The sequence below is a fragment of the Curvibacter sp. CHRR-16 genome (assembly GCF_018474005.1).
GTDB lineage: Bacteria > Pseudomonadota > Gammaproteobacteria > Burkholderiales > Burkholderiaceae_C > Allorhodoferax.
Window position 1 is genome coordinate 353,158 of the sequence record NZ_JAHCSH010000003.1, and the last position, 16,342, is coordinate 369,499.

Here is a 16,342-nt window from a genome sequence, read left to right on the forward strand (position 1 = left end):
AGGCCATACTCACGCCTCTGTACCTAGGAGACGTTGCCATGCCTGCTTACCGTTTTCCCACCCCACCTGCTAGCGACATTACCCCGCGTGAGGCTTGGCAAAACCGCCGCCAGTGGCTGCAAAGCGCCGCCACAGCCGCTGCAGCGGGTACGGCCTTGGCAGGTGGCTTGGGCCAAGGGCTGGCGCAGGCCCAAAGCTTCACACCTACCGCTGGGCCGGGTCGTTTGGCCAAGCTGCCCGGCCAGCGCAGCAGCGTGGCAGGGGCCTATGTGGTGGACAAGCCCACCAGCTACAAAGACGTCACCAACTACAACAACTTCTACGAGTTCTCCACCGACAAGGCTTCGCCCGCCGGCATGGCTGGCAGCCTCAAAACCCGCCCGTGGACGGTGGTGGTGGATGGTGCCGTGCGCAAGCCGCGCACCTTGGGCATAGAGGAGTTGCTCAAGCTCAGCCCCATGGAAGAGCGCATTTACCGCCTGCGCTGCGTGGAGGGGTGGTCCATGGTCATCCCGTGGGTGGGCTACTCGCTGGCCGACTTGCTCAAGCAGGTGGAGCCGCTGGGCAATGCCAAGTACGTGGAATTCACCACCCTGGCCGATAAGGCGCAAATGCCCGGTGTGGCCCATGACGTGCTGAACTGGCCCTACACCGAAGGCCTGCGCTTGGACGAGGCCATGCACCCGCTCACGCTGCTGGCTTTTGGTTTGTATGGCGAAGTCATGCCCAACCAAAACGGCGCTCCGCTGCGCCTGGTGGTGCCGTGGAAATACGGGTTCAAGAGCGCCAAGTCACTGGTGCGCATCCGCCTGACCGAGAAGCAACCCATCAACAGTTGGCAAGCTGCCAACCCGGTCGAGTACGGCTTTTATTCCAACGTGAACCCCGGCGTAGACCACCCCCGCTGGAGCCAAGCGACCGAACGCCGCATAGGCGACGATGGCGGCCTGTTCGCCAAACGCCGCCCCACCCAACTGTTCAACGGCTACGAAGCGCAGGTGGGGCAGTTGTATGCGGGGATGGATTTGCGGAAGTTTTATTGAGGCGTGCTGCGAGGCAGAACACACGTCTGCATTGACCTTACGATGCAGCCCAATTGCTATTGGGAGGTAAGACCGTGAGAGTCACATCGCTGCGCATGCAAAACTTTCGTTCGTTTGAAGATTCGGGTGAGGTTCCGCTCAAGCAAATCAACGTGCTGATTGGGGCCAACAACGCGGGGAAGTCCTCGGTGATCAGGGCTCTTCATATTGTGCAAGATGGTGCCGGGGGTTATGGGGCTGATGTGCGTAGTGATGCATCGCAAGCCGATGTGGTTTTGCAATTCGATAGTACCGGTGGAGTGCCCTCGGGGTGGCCCACGCCTGATCCACGTCTTACTGCAGAAATATTCAAATCTGGTCAAGAAAATGTAAACATTTTCGGTTCGCAGCATGTGTTCATGGCTCGAAAAATTCCCAGTGCTGAACCAGATCACTTTATCGTTCCGTACCTTTCAAAACGTAAGGTGTACGCTTACACAGAACAGATCAATGAAGCCCAGCTAAAGCAAATTGATACGAATATGACGACGCTGACGGCGAAGTTGGATCGGATATCAAATAAAAACTTCCCTGCTCATGACTTTTATGCAAAGGCATGTCATGAAATATTGGGATTTGAAGTAACTTGTGGAGCATCGCCTAATGGGAAGAAACCAGGCGTATATCTTCCAGACTATTCATTTCTGCCATTGGAGCAAATGGGGGAGGGTGTCGCGAATTTAGTATTTTTCCTTTGCACGCTGGTGGTTTCCAAAAACAAACTTTTCTTGATTGAAGAGTTGGAAAACGACCTCCATCCAGCCGCGCTAAAAGCCCTGCTGGATTTGATTTTGGAGAGTTCAAAAGACAACCAGTTCGTGATTTCCACACACTCCAACATCGTCGTCACGCATTTGTGCTCACACCCAGATAGCCAGTTGCTCAAGGTGACTGCGGAGCGGGGCAAGTTGCCCACAACCTCAAGCATTGCTGTCATACCCGATGAGCGCGCAGCCCGCATGGAGGTGTTGCGCGAATTGGGCTATGCCTTCTCGGACTTTGATTTGTGGGAGGGGTGGTTGCTGCTGGAGGAGTCATCTGCAGAAACCATCATCAAAGACTACTTGATTCCATGGTTTGCCCCAGCGCTAAAGCGTGTGCGTACGGTATCTGCAGCAGGTGTGGGCAACGTAGAACCTATCTACAAAGACTTGCATCGTTTGGTGCTCTTTACGCATTTGGAATCGACGCGAAAAACCTTAACGTGGGTGCGTGTCGATGGCGATGATGCGGGCCAACAAGCGCTGGAGAAATTGGGCAAAACGTTCAGCTTGAGTGGCGACCAAATTAAGGCATTCGATCAGCCTCAGTTCGAGAATTACTACCCACACCTTTTCGCTGCACGGGCACAGCAAGTGCTTGCAATCACCGATGGAAAAGCCAAGAAAGATGAGAAAGAGGATTTACTGAAGCAGGTATGTGGCTGGTTGGATAAAGATGCAGAACGCGGTAAATCCGCTTTGGAAGAGTCTGCCCGAACGGTGATCGAAGATTTGAAAGCAATCGTGCGCCAATTCAAAGAATCAGCCATTTGCAGAAAAACTTATGGTGATTGACGGTGCAATATGGCTAGATGCTCATTCAACCTGACGCTGTAGTCCATCAGATGTGACGTATTTATGGTTCTGGCCATGGTTATACACAGTTCGGCGTTATACGGTGAAGACATGTACTGCTCATGAACGATGCTTGGTACTGCTTCAGCAAGTTCCTTTCCTTCTTGCGGGCGAGAGGCAAAGTGGTTTGTAAATATTGTATTTACGAAAGTAATTTGCTCTTGATTGCGCTCTTCCCACGATGCAAATTCTTTTGACAATGCCTGCGCTTTTTCTGGGGCGATGCTGGTGCAGTGTTGAAATGTCTCTTTGACCAAGAAATAGTGCATGTATGACTCCAAAAGAACCGACTCTCGATTTGTTGGGTCAAGAGGGGGTTGTGCCCAAGCCACCAAAGGGGTCAAGCAGAGCAGGAGATGTGTAAAGCGCATTTCATTCAATAAGGGACGAACGTTCACAAGAGCCAGCCGTAATTTAGGTGAACCATTAACTCGCATGCAGTGAAAAGAACGCCACCGCTTGCTTCAGTTCTGCGGCTTGCTGCTCCAGTGATTTAGACGCGGCGGCGGCTTGCTCTACGAGGGCGGCATTTTGCTGGGTGACTCCGTCCATCTGTGTTACGGCATGGTTCACTTGCGCAATGCCATCTGCCTGCTCGCGGCTGGCGGTGCTGATGTCGCTGACCAGCGACTGGGCGCCGTGCACGCTTTGCACCACTTTTTGCATGGTGCTGCCTGCTTGGTTGACCAATTGGCTGCCAGCTTCTACCTTGGCCACGGAGTCGTCGATGAGCTGCTTGATTTCCTTGGCAGCCGATGCCGAACGTTGGGCCAGTGTGCGCACTTCGGCAGCCACCACGGCAAAGCCGCGGCCTTGTTCACCAGCGCGGGCTGCTTCCACGGCGGCGTTCAGGGCCAAGATGTTGGTTTGGAAGGCTATGCCGTCGATCACATCAATGATGTCTACGATCTTGTGTGAGGACTGGTTGATATTGGCCATGTTCGTGATGAGTTGCTCCATCAATTGCCCTCCTTGTTGGGCAATTGATGCAGTGGATTTCACCAAGTCGTTGGCTTGGACAGCATTGTCAGAGTTGGCTCGCACGCCAGCCGTCAGTTGGCCAACTGAGGCGGCCATCTCGCCCAAAGCGCTGGCTTGGTTCTCGGTGCGGGCGGACAGGTCTTGGTTGCCGGCAGCAATCTCGCCGGAGGCTATAGCTACGCCGTCAGCGCCATGGCGCACGGTAGAGACTACGCCGTGCAAGCGCTCGGTCATGGTTTGCAGCGAGGCGAGCAACTGGCCCAATTCATCGCGCCCCATGGGCTCAATGCGGGTGGTAAGGTCACCTGAAGACACACGTTGAGAAATAGCCAGCGCGGTGTTGACGGGGCGGGTGATGCTGCGGGTCAGAACGATTGCGAATGCAACGCCGCAAAGCAAAATCAGCACTTCCAGAAAAAATATCTGCTTCTGGCTTGACACGGTATCCATCTGGATTTGGGCCGATATTTCGTCGATGCGGTTTTTCTCAAAATCCAGCAAAGCGCGCATCGCGTCTTGGGTGCTTTGGGCAACCCCCGCGTAGTGCTGCTGATAAAGCGCTTCGACTTTGGCTTTGTCGCCCAACTTTTTGGCGGCGTAAATCTCATCGCGTACGGCCAAGTACTGCTTGCGCGCACTGTTGATGTTGCTCAGCAGTTTTTTCTCTTCATCGCTGGTCAGCAGTTTTTCCACATCAGCGCTGATATTGGCGGATTGTTTGCTTGAAGCGGCTGCTTCTTGGGCCAAAAAGGCTTCGAGTTCGGGGTCATTGCTTTTGACGACGGAAGTGGTCCGCTGCAAGGCCATGAGCAGCAGGGTATTCCACTGTGACACTACACGCTCCGCTTTGAGCGGGAGATCCATCATTTGCTGCGTGTGCCGTCTTGCCGTGTCCAAACGCCAAATACCCACTGCGGCCACGACAATCGAAAACACCAGCACGATCGCAAAACCCATACCCAAGCGCGACCCAATGCGCACATCATTCATCATTCCAGCAACCCTTCTTTTCCTGTGCTGACCCAAGATGCCAGCGGGACAATCTTCCAACCTATATCGGTTTACGGAGCGAGAAACTTCATCAAGTTTTGTAAAACAGGGGGCGTTTGGACACATGTCCAACGCTTGCTAGCGATAACTTGATCCACCTCTTAAGCAAGCCCCAGCGTTCGGCCTGACCTACCGCTTCAAGAAATAAGCAACCTAGCGTAGCCATTTCGTTTTTGGCGGGGTTGGTGAAACGCAGGTGTCTGTGCCCCCACTGCAGTACCAGCTAGCGCTGCTACATTGCTTCTTGCCAACCATCGCGCAGCCCACCATGTCTACTTTCATCAAAACCCACCTCTACCCCTTGGCCCTGCGCTGGTGGTTCAAGCCCCTGCTGGCGCTGCTCTTGTGCTGGCCTGCGGCGGCCTTGGTGTGTGGGGCGGTGCTGGACACACTGGGGGCCAATCCGGCCGAGGCGCTGATACGCGGCTTGGGGGACTGGGCTTTGCGTTGGCTGTGGCTGGCCCTGGCCATTACGCCACTGCGCCAGGCTTTGCAATGGCCTGCGCTGGCGCGTTTGCGCCGCATGACGGGTTTGTTTGCAGCGGGTTACGCCACGCTGCATGTGCTGGCCTATGTGTGGCTGGATCAGGGCTGGGATTGGCTGGCCGTGTGGGCCGATGTGGGCAAGCGCCCCTTCATTTTGGTGGGGGCGCTGGCTTTGGTCTTGCTGCTGCCGCTGGTGGCTACCAGCTTTGATGCTGCCATTCGCGCACTGGGTGGGCAGCGCTGGCGCTTGCTGCACCGCACGGTGTACGCGGTGGGGCTGCTGGTGCTGCTGCACTTTTGGTGGATGCGCTCGGGCAAGAACCGCTACACCGAAGTGCTGGTGTATGCGGGCATACTGGCGGGTCTGTACGGCTGGCGTTTGCTGCACCGCGTGCGGCGCGGCAGCTAGTTGCTGATGGATTGATAACCACTACTGAAACGGAGACTTTTCATGCTTTTGCTCTCGCTCATCGCTACCGCGGCTATCGGTGTTTTGCACCTGTACATCATGGTGCTGGAGATGTTTTTCTGGACCAAGCCTTTGGGCATGAAGAGCTTTGGCCTCAAGCCGGACTTTGCCCAAGCATCGCGGGCACTGGCGGCCAACCAAGGGCTGTACAACGGCTTTTTGGCCGCTGGCTTGCTCTGGGGTGTGGCCCAAGGCATGACGGGCTTTGCCGTGCAGGTGTTTTTCTTGGGCTGCGTAGTGGTTGCTGGCGTGTTTGGTGCCCTGACTGCCAGCCGCAAAATTTTGTTTGTGCAAGCCGTGCCCGGTGCCATTGCGCTGGGGCTGGTGTTCATGGCGCGCATGGGCGCTGGCTACGCCTAAGCCAGCCGCTTGGCGTGGCGGTCTAAAATCCGGGGTTGTTTTTCGCATCGCAACCCTATCTCTTCTCACGAAAGCCACCTGTCTATGGCCACCACATCCCCCATCCCCACACCCCAAGCTACCCAAATGGCCAACGCTATCCGCGCATTGGCCATGGACGCTGTGCAGCAAGCCAACTCTGGCCACCCCGGTGCGCCCATGGGCATGGCGGACATGGCAGTAGCCTTGTGGGGCGAGCACCTGCGCCACAACCCCAGCAACCCCCAGTGGGCCAACCGTGACCGCTTCGTGCTGTCCAACGGCCACGCCTCCATGCTGATTTACGCGCTCTTGCACCTGACTGGTTACAAGCTGCCCATCAGCGAACTGAAGAACTTCCGCCAACTGCACAGCAAGACGGCTGGCCACCCCGAAGTGGGCATCACCCCCGGCGTGGAAACCACCACTGGCCCGTTGGGCCAAGGCATTACCAATGCCGTGGGCATGGCGCTGGCCGAGAAGCTGCTGGCTTCTGAGTTCAACCGCGAAGGCCACACCATCGTCGACCACAACACCTACGTGTTCTTGGGCGATGGTTGCTTGATGGAAGGCATCAGCCACGAAGCCGCCTCGCTGGCTGGCGCATGGAAGCTGAACAAGCTGGTTGCCCTGTACGACGACAACGGCATCTCCATCGACGGCCAAGTGGCTCCCTGGTTCCCTGACAACACCGCCCAGCGCTTTGCCGCTTATGGCTGGAACGTGGTCGGCCCCGTAGACGGCCACGACGCCGCTGCTGTGAGCGCCGCCATTGCCCAAGCCAAGGCCAGCACCGACAAGCCCACGCTGGTGATCTGCAAGACCGCTATCGGCAAAGGCAGCCCCAACCGCGCCAACACCGCCAAGGCCCACGGCGAGCCACTGGGCGCGGAAGAAATCAAGCTGACCCGCGAATCCATCGGCTGGTCGCACGAACCGTTTGTCATTCCCAAGGACGTGTACGCCGCGTGGGACGCCAAGGAGCAAGGCAAGGCCACCGAGGCCGAGTGGAACACCCGCTTTGCTGCTTACAAGGCTGTCTTCCCTGAGCTGGCCAAAGAATTCGTGCGCCGCATGAAGGGCGATTTGCCCAAAAACTTTGTGCAAACCGCGGTAGACGCTGTGCTGTCCGCCCACGAGAAAGCCGAGACCGTGGCCAGCCGCAAGGCCAGCCAGATCGCGCTGGAACACTTCACCGCCAAGTTGCCCGAGTTGCTGGGTGGCTCTGCCGACTTGACCGGCTCCAACCTGACCAACACCAAGAGCACGCCCAACCTGCGTTTTGACGCAAGCGGCGCTGTGGTCAAGACCGAAGCTGCGAACGGTGACAAAATTGGTGGCCGCCACATCAACTACGGCGTGCGCGAGTTCGGTATGGCCGCCATCATGAACGGCGTGGCCTTGCACGGTGGTTACATCCCCTACGCTGGTACTTTCCTTACTTTCAGCGACTACAGCCGCAACGCTATCCGCATGGCCGCGCTGATGAAGCAGCGTGTTATTCACGTGTTCACGCACGACTCCATTGGTCTGGGCGAAGATGGCCCCACCCACCAGTCGGTCGAGCACGCAGCGTCCTTGCGCCTCATCCCCAACCTGGACGTATGGCGCCCCGGTGACACCGCAGAAACCGCCGTGGCCTGGGCCGTGGCCCTGCAAAACCAAAACAAGCCCACCGCCCTGCTGCTGAGTCGCCAAAACCTGCCTTACGCCCCCAAGGGCGACTCCGCTGTCGCACCCGATGCCAGCGGTATCGACTGCATCAGCAAAGGCGCGTACGTGCTGGCTGAGCCAGCGGACGTGGGCATCAAGAAGAAAGCCCAAGCGGTGCTGATCGCTACCGGCTCTGAAGTGCAACTGGCCTTGGCCGCCCAAAAAGTGCTGGCCGAGCGTGGCTTGGCTGTGCGCGTGGTGTCTATGCCCAGCACCACCACCTTTGACCTGCAAAGCGTGGAGTACAAGAGCACCGTGCTGCCCGCAGGTACCCCCCGCGTGGCCGTGGAAATGGGCTCTACCGGCCTGTGGTGGAAGTACGGCGTGGCCGCTGTGGTGGGCTTGGACACCTACGGTGAATCCGCCCCCGCCCCGGTGCTGTTCAAGCACTTTGGCTTCACCCCCGAGAACGTGGCCGACACCGTGCAAGTGGTGGTGGGCAAATAAGGTTTGCAACTGTTTAACAGAAGAGGAAACAAGCAATGGCAATCAAAGTAGGTATCAACGGTTTTGGCCGCATTGGCCGCATGGTGTTCCGCGCTGCAGTGCAGAACTTTGCCAACGACATCGAAATCGTCGGCATCAACGACCTGCTCGAGCCTGACTACTTGGCTTACATGCTCAAGTACGACAGCGTGCACGGCCAGTTCAAGGGCGAGGTGAGCGTGGACGGCAATACCTTGGTCGTGAACGGCAAGAAAATCCGCCTGACTGCTGTGAAGAACCCTGCCGAACTGAAGTGGGACGAAGTCGGCGCTGAAGTGGTGATCGAATCCACTGGCCTGTTCTTGACCAAAGAAACCGCCGAGGCCCACCTCAAGGCCGGTGCCAAGAAGGTCATCCTGTCTGCTCCTTCCAAGGACGACACCCCCATGTTCGTCTACGGCGTGAACCACAAGAGCTACGCTGGCCAAACCATCGTCTCCAACGCGTCTTGCACCACCAACTGCTTGGCCCCCTTGGCCAAGGTCATCAACGACAAGTTTGGTATCAAGCGCGGCTTGATGACCACGGTGCACGCTGCCACCGCCACCCAAAAGACCGTGGACGGTCCTTCCAACAAAGACTGGCGCGGTGGCCGCGGCATTCTGGAAAACATCATTCCCAGCAGCACTGGCGCAGCCAAGGCCGTGGGCGTGGTCATTCCAGAGCTGAACAAGAAGCTGACCGGCATGTCTTTCCGCGTGCCCACCAGCGATGTGTCCGTGGTGGATCTGACCGTAGAACTGGACAAGGCCACCACTTACGCAGAAATCTGCGCCGCAGTAAAGGCCGCTTCTGAAGGCGAACTCAAGGGCGTGCTGGGCTACACCGAAGACAAGGTGGTCTCCACCGACTTCCGTGGCGAACCCCGCACTTCCGTGTTCGACGCCGAAGCCGGCATCATGCTGGACTCCACCTTCGTCAAGCTCGTGTCTTGGTACGACAACGAGTGGGGCTACTCCAACAAGTGCTTGGAAATGGCCCGCGTGGTAGCAAGCAAGTAAGTCTGTAAGCGTTGCGCGCTATGATGGCGCGCATCTGTCTTAAAAAGCCCACGTGTCACCGTGGGCTTTTCCATTGCTCACTGCCATGCCTCAGCTTGATCACGTATTGCCTGACGTTGCAGCCCCGGATATTGCGCTGCGCGTTCGGGCCGATCAGTTGCGTTTGTTGTTCAGGCAATCGTTTCCGGCCGTCTATACCAGCGTGGTGATTGCGTTGATCACCTGTTTCATGCTCTGGTCTGAGGTGCAGCATGAACGGCTGCTGTTGTGGCTAGGCGTGGTGGCTTTAAACGCCTCCATGCGTTACGCCTTGTTCAGCCGTTATTGGAAAAAAAAGCCCCAAGGTGCGCAAATTTTGGCTTGGGAGCTGCCTTATGCCATCACTTTGTTTGTCACATCGTCTTTGTGGGGCTTGGGCATGCTGTGGTTTGTGACGGAAAGTTCGCTCACCTACCGATTGGTGGAATTCATCTTCTTGCTGGGCATGGCTGCAGGGGCGTTTTCACACTATACGGCGCGCCGCTACATGGTGCTGGGAGCCATGGCTGGGGTGCTCTTGCCAGCCACAGCTTGGTTTTTGTTCATGGGTGACCGCATTGAAGTCAGCCTAGGGCTGGCCGCATTGATGTTCATGGCCATCTTGACCAAAACCGCTTCGTCCATGTCCATGGCACAAACCGAGAACTTCATGCTCACCTATGGCTTGGAAGCGGCTCGTCGCAAGGCCGAGCAGTTGGCTCACACCGACGAGCTGACAGGTTTGAGAAACCGCCGCGCTTTTATGGAGCAAGCCCAAGCACAGGTCGCGCTGTGTCAGCGCCAAGGCATGCCGCTGTGTGTGCTGATGATCGACGCAGACCACTTCAAGCAAATCAACGACCGCCACGGTCACGCCGTGGGCGATGCGGTGTTGCGCCACTTGGCCACCCTATTCCAGTCCCAACGCCGTCAGTCAGACCTGTGTGGCCGTTTGGGCGGAGAAGAATTTGCCATGTTGCTACCCAACACCGCGCACGAACAAGCCTTGGCTTTGGCCCAGCGTCTGTGCCAAACCTGTGTAGCCCAACCCTTGCTGGTGCATGGGGAGCAGGTGCACTGCTCCATCAGCATTGGTTTGTCCAGCCAAGGCTATGCGCTGGATCAACTGCTCAGCAGTGCTGACCAAGCGCTGTACGAGGCCAAGGCATCAGGTCGCAACCGGGTGGTCAGCGCGTCCATTCAGTCGTCTTAGCCCCAAAAAAACTCTATGTCCAGCGGTGTTCTTTACGGCCTGTCGGCCTATGTCATGTGGGGCTTGTTCCCTTTGTTTTTCAAGCAACTCCAGGCCGCCAGTGCCCTAGAGGTGGTGCTGCACCGCATGGTGTGGTCGCTGGTGTTTGTGGTGCTGGTGCTCGGTGTTATGCGCCGCTGGAGCTGGCTGGCCGATGTGCGCCGCAGCCCCGCGCTGCTGGGCAAATTCGCCGTCTCTGCCGCGCTGCTGGCGGCCAACTGGCTCATCTACATCTGGGCCGTGAACAACGACCACGTGCTGGACGCCAGTTTGGGCTACTTCATCTTGCCGCTGGTCAATGTGGCGCTGGGCTACGGCTTCCTGCACGAACGCCCGCGCAAAGCCCAGTGGGCGGCCTTTGCCGTAGCTGCTTGTGGCGTGCTGTGGCTGGCTTTGCAGTCGGGCCACATGCCGTGGATTGCCTTGCTGCTGGCCTTGTCGTTTGGCTTTTATGGCCTCATGCGCAAGGTGGCCGTGCTGGGCGCGCTCGAAGGCATGTCGCTAGAAACCATGCTGCTGGCACCCATTGCGCTGGTGGTGTTGCTGTGGGGCACATCCAGCGGAACCATGCCCGCGCACGACGCGCACACGTGGCTCTTCTTCGTGCTCAGTGGCCCCGTTACAGCCATCCCGCTGCTGCTGTTCGCCGCCGGGGCGCGCCGCACCCAACTGTCCACCATGGGTATCTTGCAATACGCCTCGCCCACCATCTTGGCCTTGCTGGGCGTGTTCGTGTACGGCGAACCCTTCGCCGGCCCCCGCGCCGTGGGCTTTTCGCTCATCTGGCTGGCGCTGCTGCTCTACAGCGCAGAGGGGCTCTGGTTCTCGCGCAAGGCCGCTGCCAACGCTGCCGCTGCATGAACCGCCACATGCGCTGGCGTGTCGGTTAGCGCAGGGCGCTGGTTTTTGGCTTGCAGGTAGTGGTGGCTGTACACGTCCAAGTAGGCTCCCAGCATGCTGGCGGCCAGGGCATCGCCGCCTTGCTCTAGGCACATGGCGGCTACCTCGGCGGTGCAAAAGTGGTCGTCGCGGCGCGAGCGGCGCAGCCGATAGCGCGACACCTGCTCTGGCTCCAAGCTCAGTATGGGCAGCTTGTCCAAGTAGGGGCTTTTGCGGAACATCTTGCGCGCCTCGGCCCAGGTGGCGTCCAGCAGCACAAACAGCAGGCGTTTGCCGCTGGCCACACCACCACTACTGCCATCCGCATCATCACCATCGGCCACTGGCTGCGGCGCATGGGTCATGACGCGCTCTGCCGGGGCAAATTCGCCCGGAAACACCAGCACCGGCAGCCACTGCGGGTCGGCCAGCAGGGCCAGCAGGGCAGGGTCTACCTCGGTGCGCGCCCAGCCAAAGGCAAAGGTGTCTGGCACCACATCGGCTATCAGCCAGCCCGTGTTGCTGGGCTTGAGCGCCTCTATGTCGGCCATCAGCAGGCACACCCCTGCGCGCGTGGGCACGCGGGGTTCTAGGTGGCACATGCAGTGGCTCAGTATCAGCCTGCAGCCCGCGCAGTGCGGCTGCTGCGAGCCGCCCCGGGCGCGAAACGGCTTCACGCTGCGCGCTATGCGCGCCGTGCGCAGCCGGGCTACGGCGTGGGGTGGCTTCATGCCTTGGGCGGGCGGTGCAGGGCGCAGATTTTGTTGCCCGATGGGTCGCGCAGATAGGCTATGTACAGCTTGCCAGAGGGGCCTTCGCGCCAGCCGGGTGGGTCTTCGCATGTCACGCCGCCGTTGGCTATGCCTGCTGCGTGGAATGCGTCTGCCTGCTCGGGCGACGCTGCGGCAAAGCCAATGGTGCTGCCGTTGCCATGCGTGGCGGGCTCACCGTTGATGGGGGCGGTGATGCCAAACAAACCAGCAGGGCTGCGGTAGAAGTAGCGCTTGATGCTGAAGACGACGTTTTCCACACCGGGGGCAATGCCCAGCGCGCCCAAAGTAGCGTCGTAAAACTGGCGGGACTGGGCTAAGTCATTAGCACCCAAGATAACGTGGCTGAACATGCTCGCTCCTGTGGAGGGGGAAGGGAATAAACGGGGGGCAATGGTAGCTGAAAAATAGCACTTTTGTGCTACATTGATTGGCCCATGACTGGAGAGCTGCCATGTCCACCACCACCACCATCCGCATAGAAGATGCGCTCAAAACCCGCCTCGCTGCTGCTGCTCAGCACACGGGCAAGTCGGCCCACGCCTTCATTGTGGAGGCGCTGGCAGAGCGTGTGCAGCAGGTCGAGCTGGACGCCAGCTTTCACGCACTGGCGCAGGAGCGCTGGGCCCGCATCCGCTCCACCGGTCAAACCGTGGCTTGGGACGATGCCAAGGCCTATCTGACAGATCGCGCCAACGGCAAACAGCACCGCAAACCCACAGCACGATAGCCAGCCCGATAGCCACGCCATGACGCGCATTGAGCTAGCGCCAGAAGTCTTGGACGATTTCGACCGTTTCTTTGATTACATCGAGCAGCACGATCCCAGCTCAGCCCCACAGCGCATAGGTGCCATCGTGGACGCCATACAAATACTGAGCCATAGCCCCCATATAGGCCGCCCTGTAGCGGGTGGCATGCGCGAACTGGTGATCGGCCAAGGTGCACACGGCTATGTCGCGCTGTACCACTACGTGGCAGCGCTGGATACCGTCTTTGTACTGGCGGTGCGCAGCCAGCGGGAAGATGGGTTCAAACGGGAGGGGTGAACGCCAGCGTGGTCAGGCCAAAGGCGGCCTCGTAGAACTGGAGCGTAGCGGGTACGTCTGCGGCGTAGAGGATGGTGTAGCCGAGTTGGACGGCATGGAAGGCAAGCACACCAACACCGCGCTGCGCGACATCAACGACCTGCTGGTGCGCGGCGTGCTGGTCTGGCTGGAGGGGGCAGGTCAGTAGTAACGAGACCAGCGGCTGACAAAATCCAATCCCATGTCAATAGATGTTCGAATAAGTCATATTGCACCACTCAGTGGATCCTATCGGGTAGGTTAGAAATAATATTGCTCATACGTTGCGTTGCATTTTTTTCCTCAACCAACTTACGTGCATCTACACGCCAAGAATCTGACACCACATAGCCTTGTTCTGATCCATTGTGACTCAGTTCCAAACTTAAAACTCCCTCCTTAGTCAAAAGCTCTAAGTAGGAGGCCAAAGAAAATTTCCCAATAACAGTGACATTTTTATATACATCCTTGCTTTTCCACAAAAAGCGATTTGATCTAAATCCTACTTTCAATATCTTGTAAAGATTATCTCGGATGACTTCATACCCAGATTCATCCGCCATTTCCTTTGCATTGAACGCGATAGAAAGATTAGGACTGAATATGCAACCCTCTCCGAAAAGGGACCTTTCAAGTTTCTCAGGCTGCGACTTCTCATCAAAAATTACAGTAGATGAAGTAAATACCGCCCGTTCAGGGGCATAGTCACAACTCTGTAAACTCGAAAAATTCTCAATGTAACCATTTTCAACAGTGATGTCTATGAAGCTGAGAGGATAGAAGCGACCGTATATTGAAAAATAGGTCCATAGCCTTCCTTCAAAATAGGTATTTAAGCTGGCTGTGCGGTCAGCCTTGTCAACGTCAGGATTTAGTGCCCAGTACAAGAATGCACTCATCGCCTTACGCCAAGGCAATTTAGACTCAGGTTCTTTGCGGCCGTACCGAATAAGCTCTTGGAACCACCTAACAGTCGCGGGAGAGGCCCGGTGATCAGCTGAGGGCAATACAGACTCAACTTCGTCGTAAAGTGGCCCCTCTCCAGAGTGAAATTCGGCCATAAATTCAATGGTGGGAGATTGAGAGAACTGCCCCTCTTTAATTTTCCGAGCCAAAAGGCGGGATTTAAAAAAATAAGTCAGAGAATCGTACTTAAAAGAAATTGCCTTCCCCTCCCATCGCAGAAATGGATTTCGCAGAAAATTCGCTGAGTTGATATTCTGCGCATCACTATCGCATGCATTGATGTATCCAATGAGGGCCGCTTCTGTGACTGTGTGCTGAGGTGCCCGAATAATTTCAATTAGAATATCAAAAAAATCGTCCGGGCCAATCTTTCCAAGAGACTGCTTGGCAATCTCTCTATCTACAATTTTCTTAACCAACGCATCTAGCGGTTTTGCGCTCGCAAAGAACTTTGCAGTATCCTGAGCGTGCACAGACGACATTGCAGACGAGGATTGCGCTTCCAACAAGTAGTCGCATATTAGTGATGCGTAGAGCGGTATTGTTGTGTGTTTTTCGGGTTCACCCGCCACATTGAATGAACGCAAAAGCGTATTTGCCTCGCTAATGCTTTCTTTAGGAAGACGCTCAAGCAAATAGCGGTCTGTGTCTTGACTAGAGAATCCTCGAAGCCGGCAAATAGAGGTTTGTTTAATGCGTCTAAACCTCTCAACGTCGTAATCTCTTACCGTCAAAATTACTAGGACTTTTCTGAAGCAGTCCTCAAGCTCCGACAGGGAGTGCATGAACTTATCAAAGCTTAGTGACGTGCCCAAATGTGATTCAAGCTCATCGAAACCGTCAATTAGCAGGATGAAGTTGCCACATGCTAAATTGATCTCAAAGTTATGACTTTCGAGGGAATAAGCTTCATCCATTAGTCCATTTGCCACCGCTAGTTGATATAGATCACTCACTGAGTCGATGACTGTCGAATTTGAAGTTTCCCGAAAATCAGTGGCAGACAGAAGGATGACGCGCTTTCTTTCATGATCATTTATGTAGGCAGCAATATCATCGCAAAACGTCGTTTTGCCTATACCTGCCGGACCAATAACTACGTGAACAGGACTATGCTCATGGGGCTTGTTTAGGACTGTTTTGACGTATTCCTCTGCACTCAAGGGAGCACCAAGTGGCGCGTCAATCTCACCGATTAGATCCAGAGACTGTTTGATGAAATAAGAAGTTTTCTCTATTGGGGAAATATCATCCCTGAATGCTTGAGGAAGACAAGACTCCCATACAAAATCGTCAAAATACTTTACATGAACCTTCCTTCCCTTAGAGTCGAATGATGTATTTTTAACCAAATCAATTACCGACTTTTTCCGATCTATTTCTCCTCCATCAGGTCGGTATGCTCTCGGCGTAATGATTTCCAAGGAGTCTGGAAAACCAGATCCAATTGAAGTATTGAATTCGTTCAAGGTTTTTTCAATAGCTGTTCTGGACCGAATAAACATCATGCCTTTGAAAAATCCACCACCAAGATCGACAGTTACATAGTCATATACAAGACGATTTGCGTGATCTGTTCGCTTGATCTTTGTTTCGACTTTGTGCTTTGGAAAGCAAAGTCGAACTACTTCCTCAGCTCGCGGGTTCTCAAACTTGGCTCGACCTAGCGTCCGTGCTGGGATTCGTTCCTCCATTGACTTTGGCAATGGAGGTGCATCAAGATCACTCTCGCCAAAAAAGGCAATTCTTAGTACTTTTACGAGTGCATCAAAGGCTGCCGCTTGGCCCTCAGCTTCAGATATCTTGCTACCGGACCCATCGTGTGAATACGTGTTACCTACATTTTGCAAGTACTTAATTTCAGTTTTGAACATGCCGGCATCGCGGCTGTTTTCATCGCCTTCAACAAGCTTTGATGCATCAGCTATTAGCTTATCGAGAAGTCCTGTTGGCTGCATTCCATGCCCCACGATGATCGCTTTACAAACTGCCTCAGCAGTGAGTCGGTATTTGTTGGCAACAGCAGTCAAAGGGCTGCGAATATTCGCGTCGATTTCCGATAGATGCTGTCCCAACCGCGAAACGATATCTTGATAATTTTCCATTTTTTTTAAGTCCCCGATTTGCA

At 55.9% G+C, this 16,342-nt stretch carries 16 protein-coding genes; 11 read left to right on the forward strand and 5 right to left on the reverse strand.

The window, feature by feature from the left end; all coding sequences use genetic code 11:
• Positions 1-38 precede the first annotated feature (38 nt).
• Together msrP and KIK84_RS08540 are read left to right on the forward strand one after the other, a co-directional pair.
• A complete protein-coding gene (gene msrP, locus KIK84_RS08535; protein ID WP_214122638.1) occupies positions 39-1,043 on the forward strand; it encodes a protein-methionine-sulfoxide reductase catalytic subunit MsrP in 1,005 nt (334 codons plus the stop codon).
• A 74-nt stretch (positions 1,044-1,117) separates the two neighbouring features.
• The gene (locus KIK84_RS08540) at positions 1,118-2,638 is read left to right on the forward strand and encodes an ATP-dependent nuclease (protein ID WP_502757547.1); all 1,521 of its coding nucleotides are present in this window, start codon (positions 1,118-1,120) and stop codon (positions 2,636-2,638) included.
• On the opposite strand, the gene KIK84_RS08545 is transcribed toward KIK84_RS08540, so the two are convergent.
• Positions 2,626-2,967, reverse strand: coding sequence for a hypothetical protein (locus KIK84_RS08545; protein ID WP_214122640.1), 342 nt, complete (start codon positions 2,965-2,967; stop codon positions 2,626-2,628). The genes KIK84_RS08540 and KIK84_RS08545 overlap by 13 nt on opposite strands.
• 157 nt (positions 2,968-3,124) lie before the next feature.
• A complete protein-coding gene (locus KIK84_RS08550) occupies positions 3,125-4,672 on the reverse strand; it encodes a methyl-accepting chemotaxis protein (protein ID WP_214122641.1) in 1,548 nt (515 codons plus the stop codon).
• A 325-nt stretch (positions 4,673-4,997) separates the two neighbouring features.
• Between KIK84_RS08550 and msrQ the strand changes: the two genes are divergently transcribed.
• From msrQ to rarD, 6 genes are all read left to right on the forward strand, one after another.
• Positions 4,998-5,624, forward strand: a complete 627-nt coding sequence (msrQ, locus tag KIK84_RS08555; RefSeq protein WP_214122642.1) for a protein-methionine-sulfoxide reductase heme-binding subunit MsrQ — start codon at positions 4,998-5,000, stop codon at positions 5,622-5,624.
• A 42-nt stretch (positions 5,625-5,666) separates the two neighbouring features.
• Complete coding sequence (locus KIK84_RS08560; protein ID WP_214122643.1) at positions 5,667-6,044, forward strand: DUF1304 domain-containing protein; 378 nt, start codon at positions 5,667-5,669, stop codon at positions 6,042-6,044.
• Between the two features lie 84 nt (positions 6,045-6,128).
• Positions 6,129-8,222, forward strand: coding sequence for a transketolase (gene tkt, locus KIK84_RS08565; protein ID WP_214122644.1), 2,094 nt, complete (start codon positions 6,129-6,131; stop codon positions 8,220-8,222).
• Positions 8,223-8,257: 35 nt separating this feature from the next.
• The gene (gap, locus tag KIK84_RS08570; RefSeq protein WP_214122645.1) at positions 8,258-9,262 is read left to right on the forward strand and encodes a type I glyceraldehyde-3-phosphate dehydrogenase; all 1,005 of its coding nucleotides are present in this window, start codon (positions 8,258-8,260) and stop codon (positions 9,260-9,262) included.
• An 85-nt stretch (positions 9,263-9,347) separates the two neighbouring features.
• Entirely contained in the window at positions 9,348-10,493 is a 1,146-nt protein-coding gene (locus tag KIK84_RS16810) for a GGDEF domain-containing protein (RefSeq protein WP_214122646.1), read from the forward strand.
• A gap of 15 nt (positions 10,494-10,508) precedes the next feature.
• Positions 10,509-11,393 carry an EamA family transporter RarD gene (gene rarD / locus KIK84_RS08580; RefSeq protein ID WP_214122647.1) on the forward strand — a complete coding sequence of 295 codons (885 nt, stop codon included), beginning with the start codon at positions 10,509-10,511 and terminating at the stop codon, positions 11,391-11,393.
• On the opposite strand, the gene KIK84_RS08585 is transcribed toward rarD, so the two are convergent.
• Both KIK84_RS08585 and KIK84_RS08590 read right to left on the reverse strand, forming a co-directional pair.
• Entirely contained in the window at positions 11,333-12,142 is an 810-nt protein-coding gene (locus tag KIK84_RS08585; protein ID WP_214122648.1) for a tRNA-uridine aminocarboxypropyltransferase, read from the reverse strand. The two genes, rarD and KIK84_RS08585, sit on opposite strands and share 61 nt — an antisense overlap.
• Positions 12,139-12,534 carry a VOC family protein gene (locus KIK84_RS08590; protein WP_214122649.1) on the reverse strand — a complete coding sequence of 132 codons (396 nt, stop codon included), beginning with the start codon at positions 12,532-12,534 and terminating at the stop codon, positions 12,139-12,141. Before KIK84_RS08590 ends, KIK84_RS08585 begins: the two co-directional genes overlap by 4 nt.
• A gap of 101 nt (positions 12,535-12,635) precedes the next feature.
• On the opposite strand from KIK84_RS08590, the gene KIK84_RS08595 reads away from it, so the two are divergent.
• The 3 genes from KIK84_RS08595 to KIK84_RS08605 are packed head-to-tail and all read left to right on the forward strand — an operon-like array spanning position 12,636 to position 13,417.
• Positions 12,636-12,911: a type II toxin -antitoxin system TacA 1-like antitoxin gene (locus KIK84_RS08595; protein WP_214122650.1), complete on the forward strand. Its 276-nt coding sequence runs from the start codon at positions 12,636-12,638 to the stop codon at positions 12,909-12,911.
• 19 nt (positions 12,912-12,930) lie between these two features.
• Positions 12,931-13,230 (forward strand): type II toxin-antitoxin system RelE/ParE family toxin, encoded by a 300-nt coding sequence (locus KIK84_RS08600; RefSeq protein WP_214122651.1) that lies wholly within the window; start codon positions 12,931-12,933, stop codon positions 13,228-13,230.
• The gene (locus KIK84_RS08605; RefSeq protein WP_214122652.1) at positions 13,208-13,417 is read left to right on the forward strand and encodes a hypothetical protein; all 210 of its coding nucleotides are present in this window, start codon (positions 13,208-13,210) and stop codon (positions 13,415-13,417) included. The genes KIK84_RS08600 and KIK84_RS08605 overlap by 23 nt, the downstream gene beginning before the upstream one ends.
• Positions 13,418-13,487: 70 nt before the next feature.
• Here the strand turns inward: KIK84_RS08605 and KIK84_RS08610 are convergent, their stop codons facing one another.
• The gene (locus KIK84_RS08610; RefSeq protein WP_214122653.1) at positions 13,488-16,319 is read right to left on the reverse strand and encodes an NACHT domain-containing protein; all 2,832 of its coding nucleotides are present in this window, start codon (positions 16,317-16,319) and stop codon (positions 13,488-13,490) included.
• Positions 16,320-16,342 lie beyond the last annotated feature (23 nt).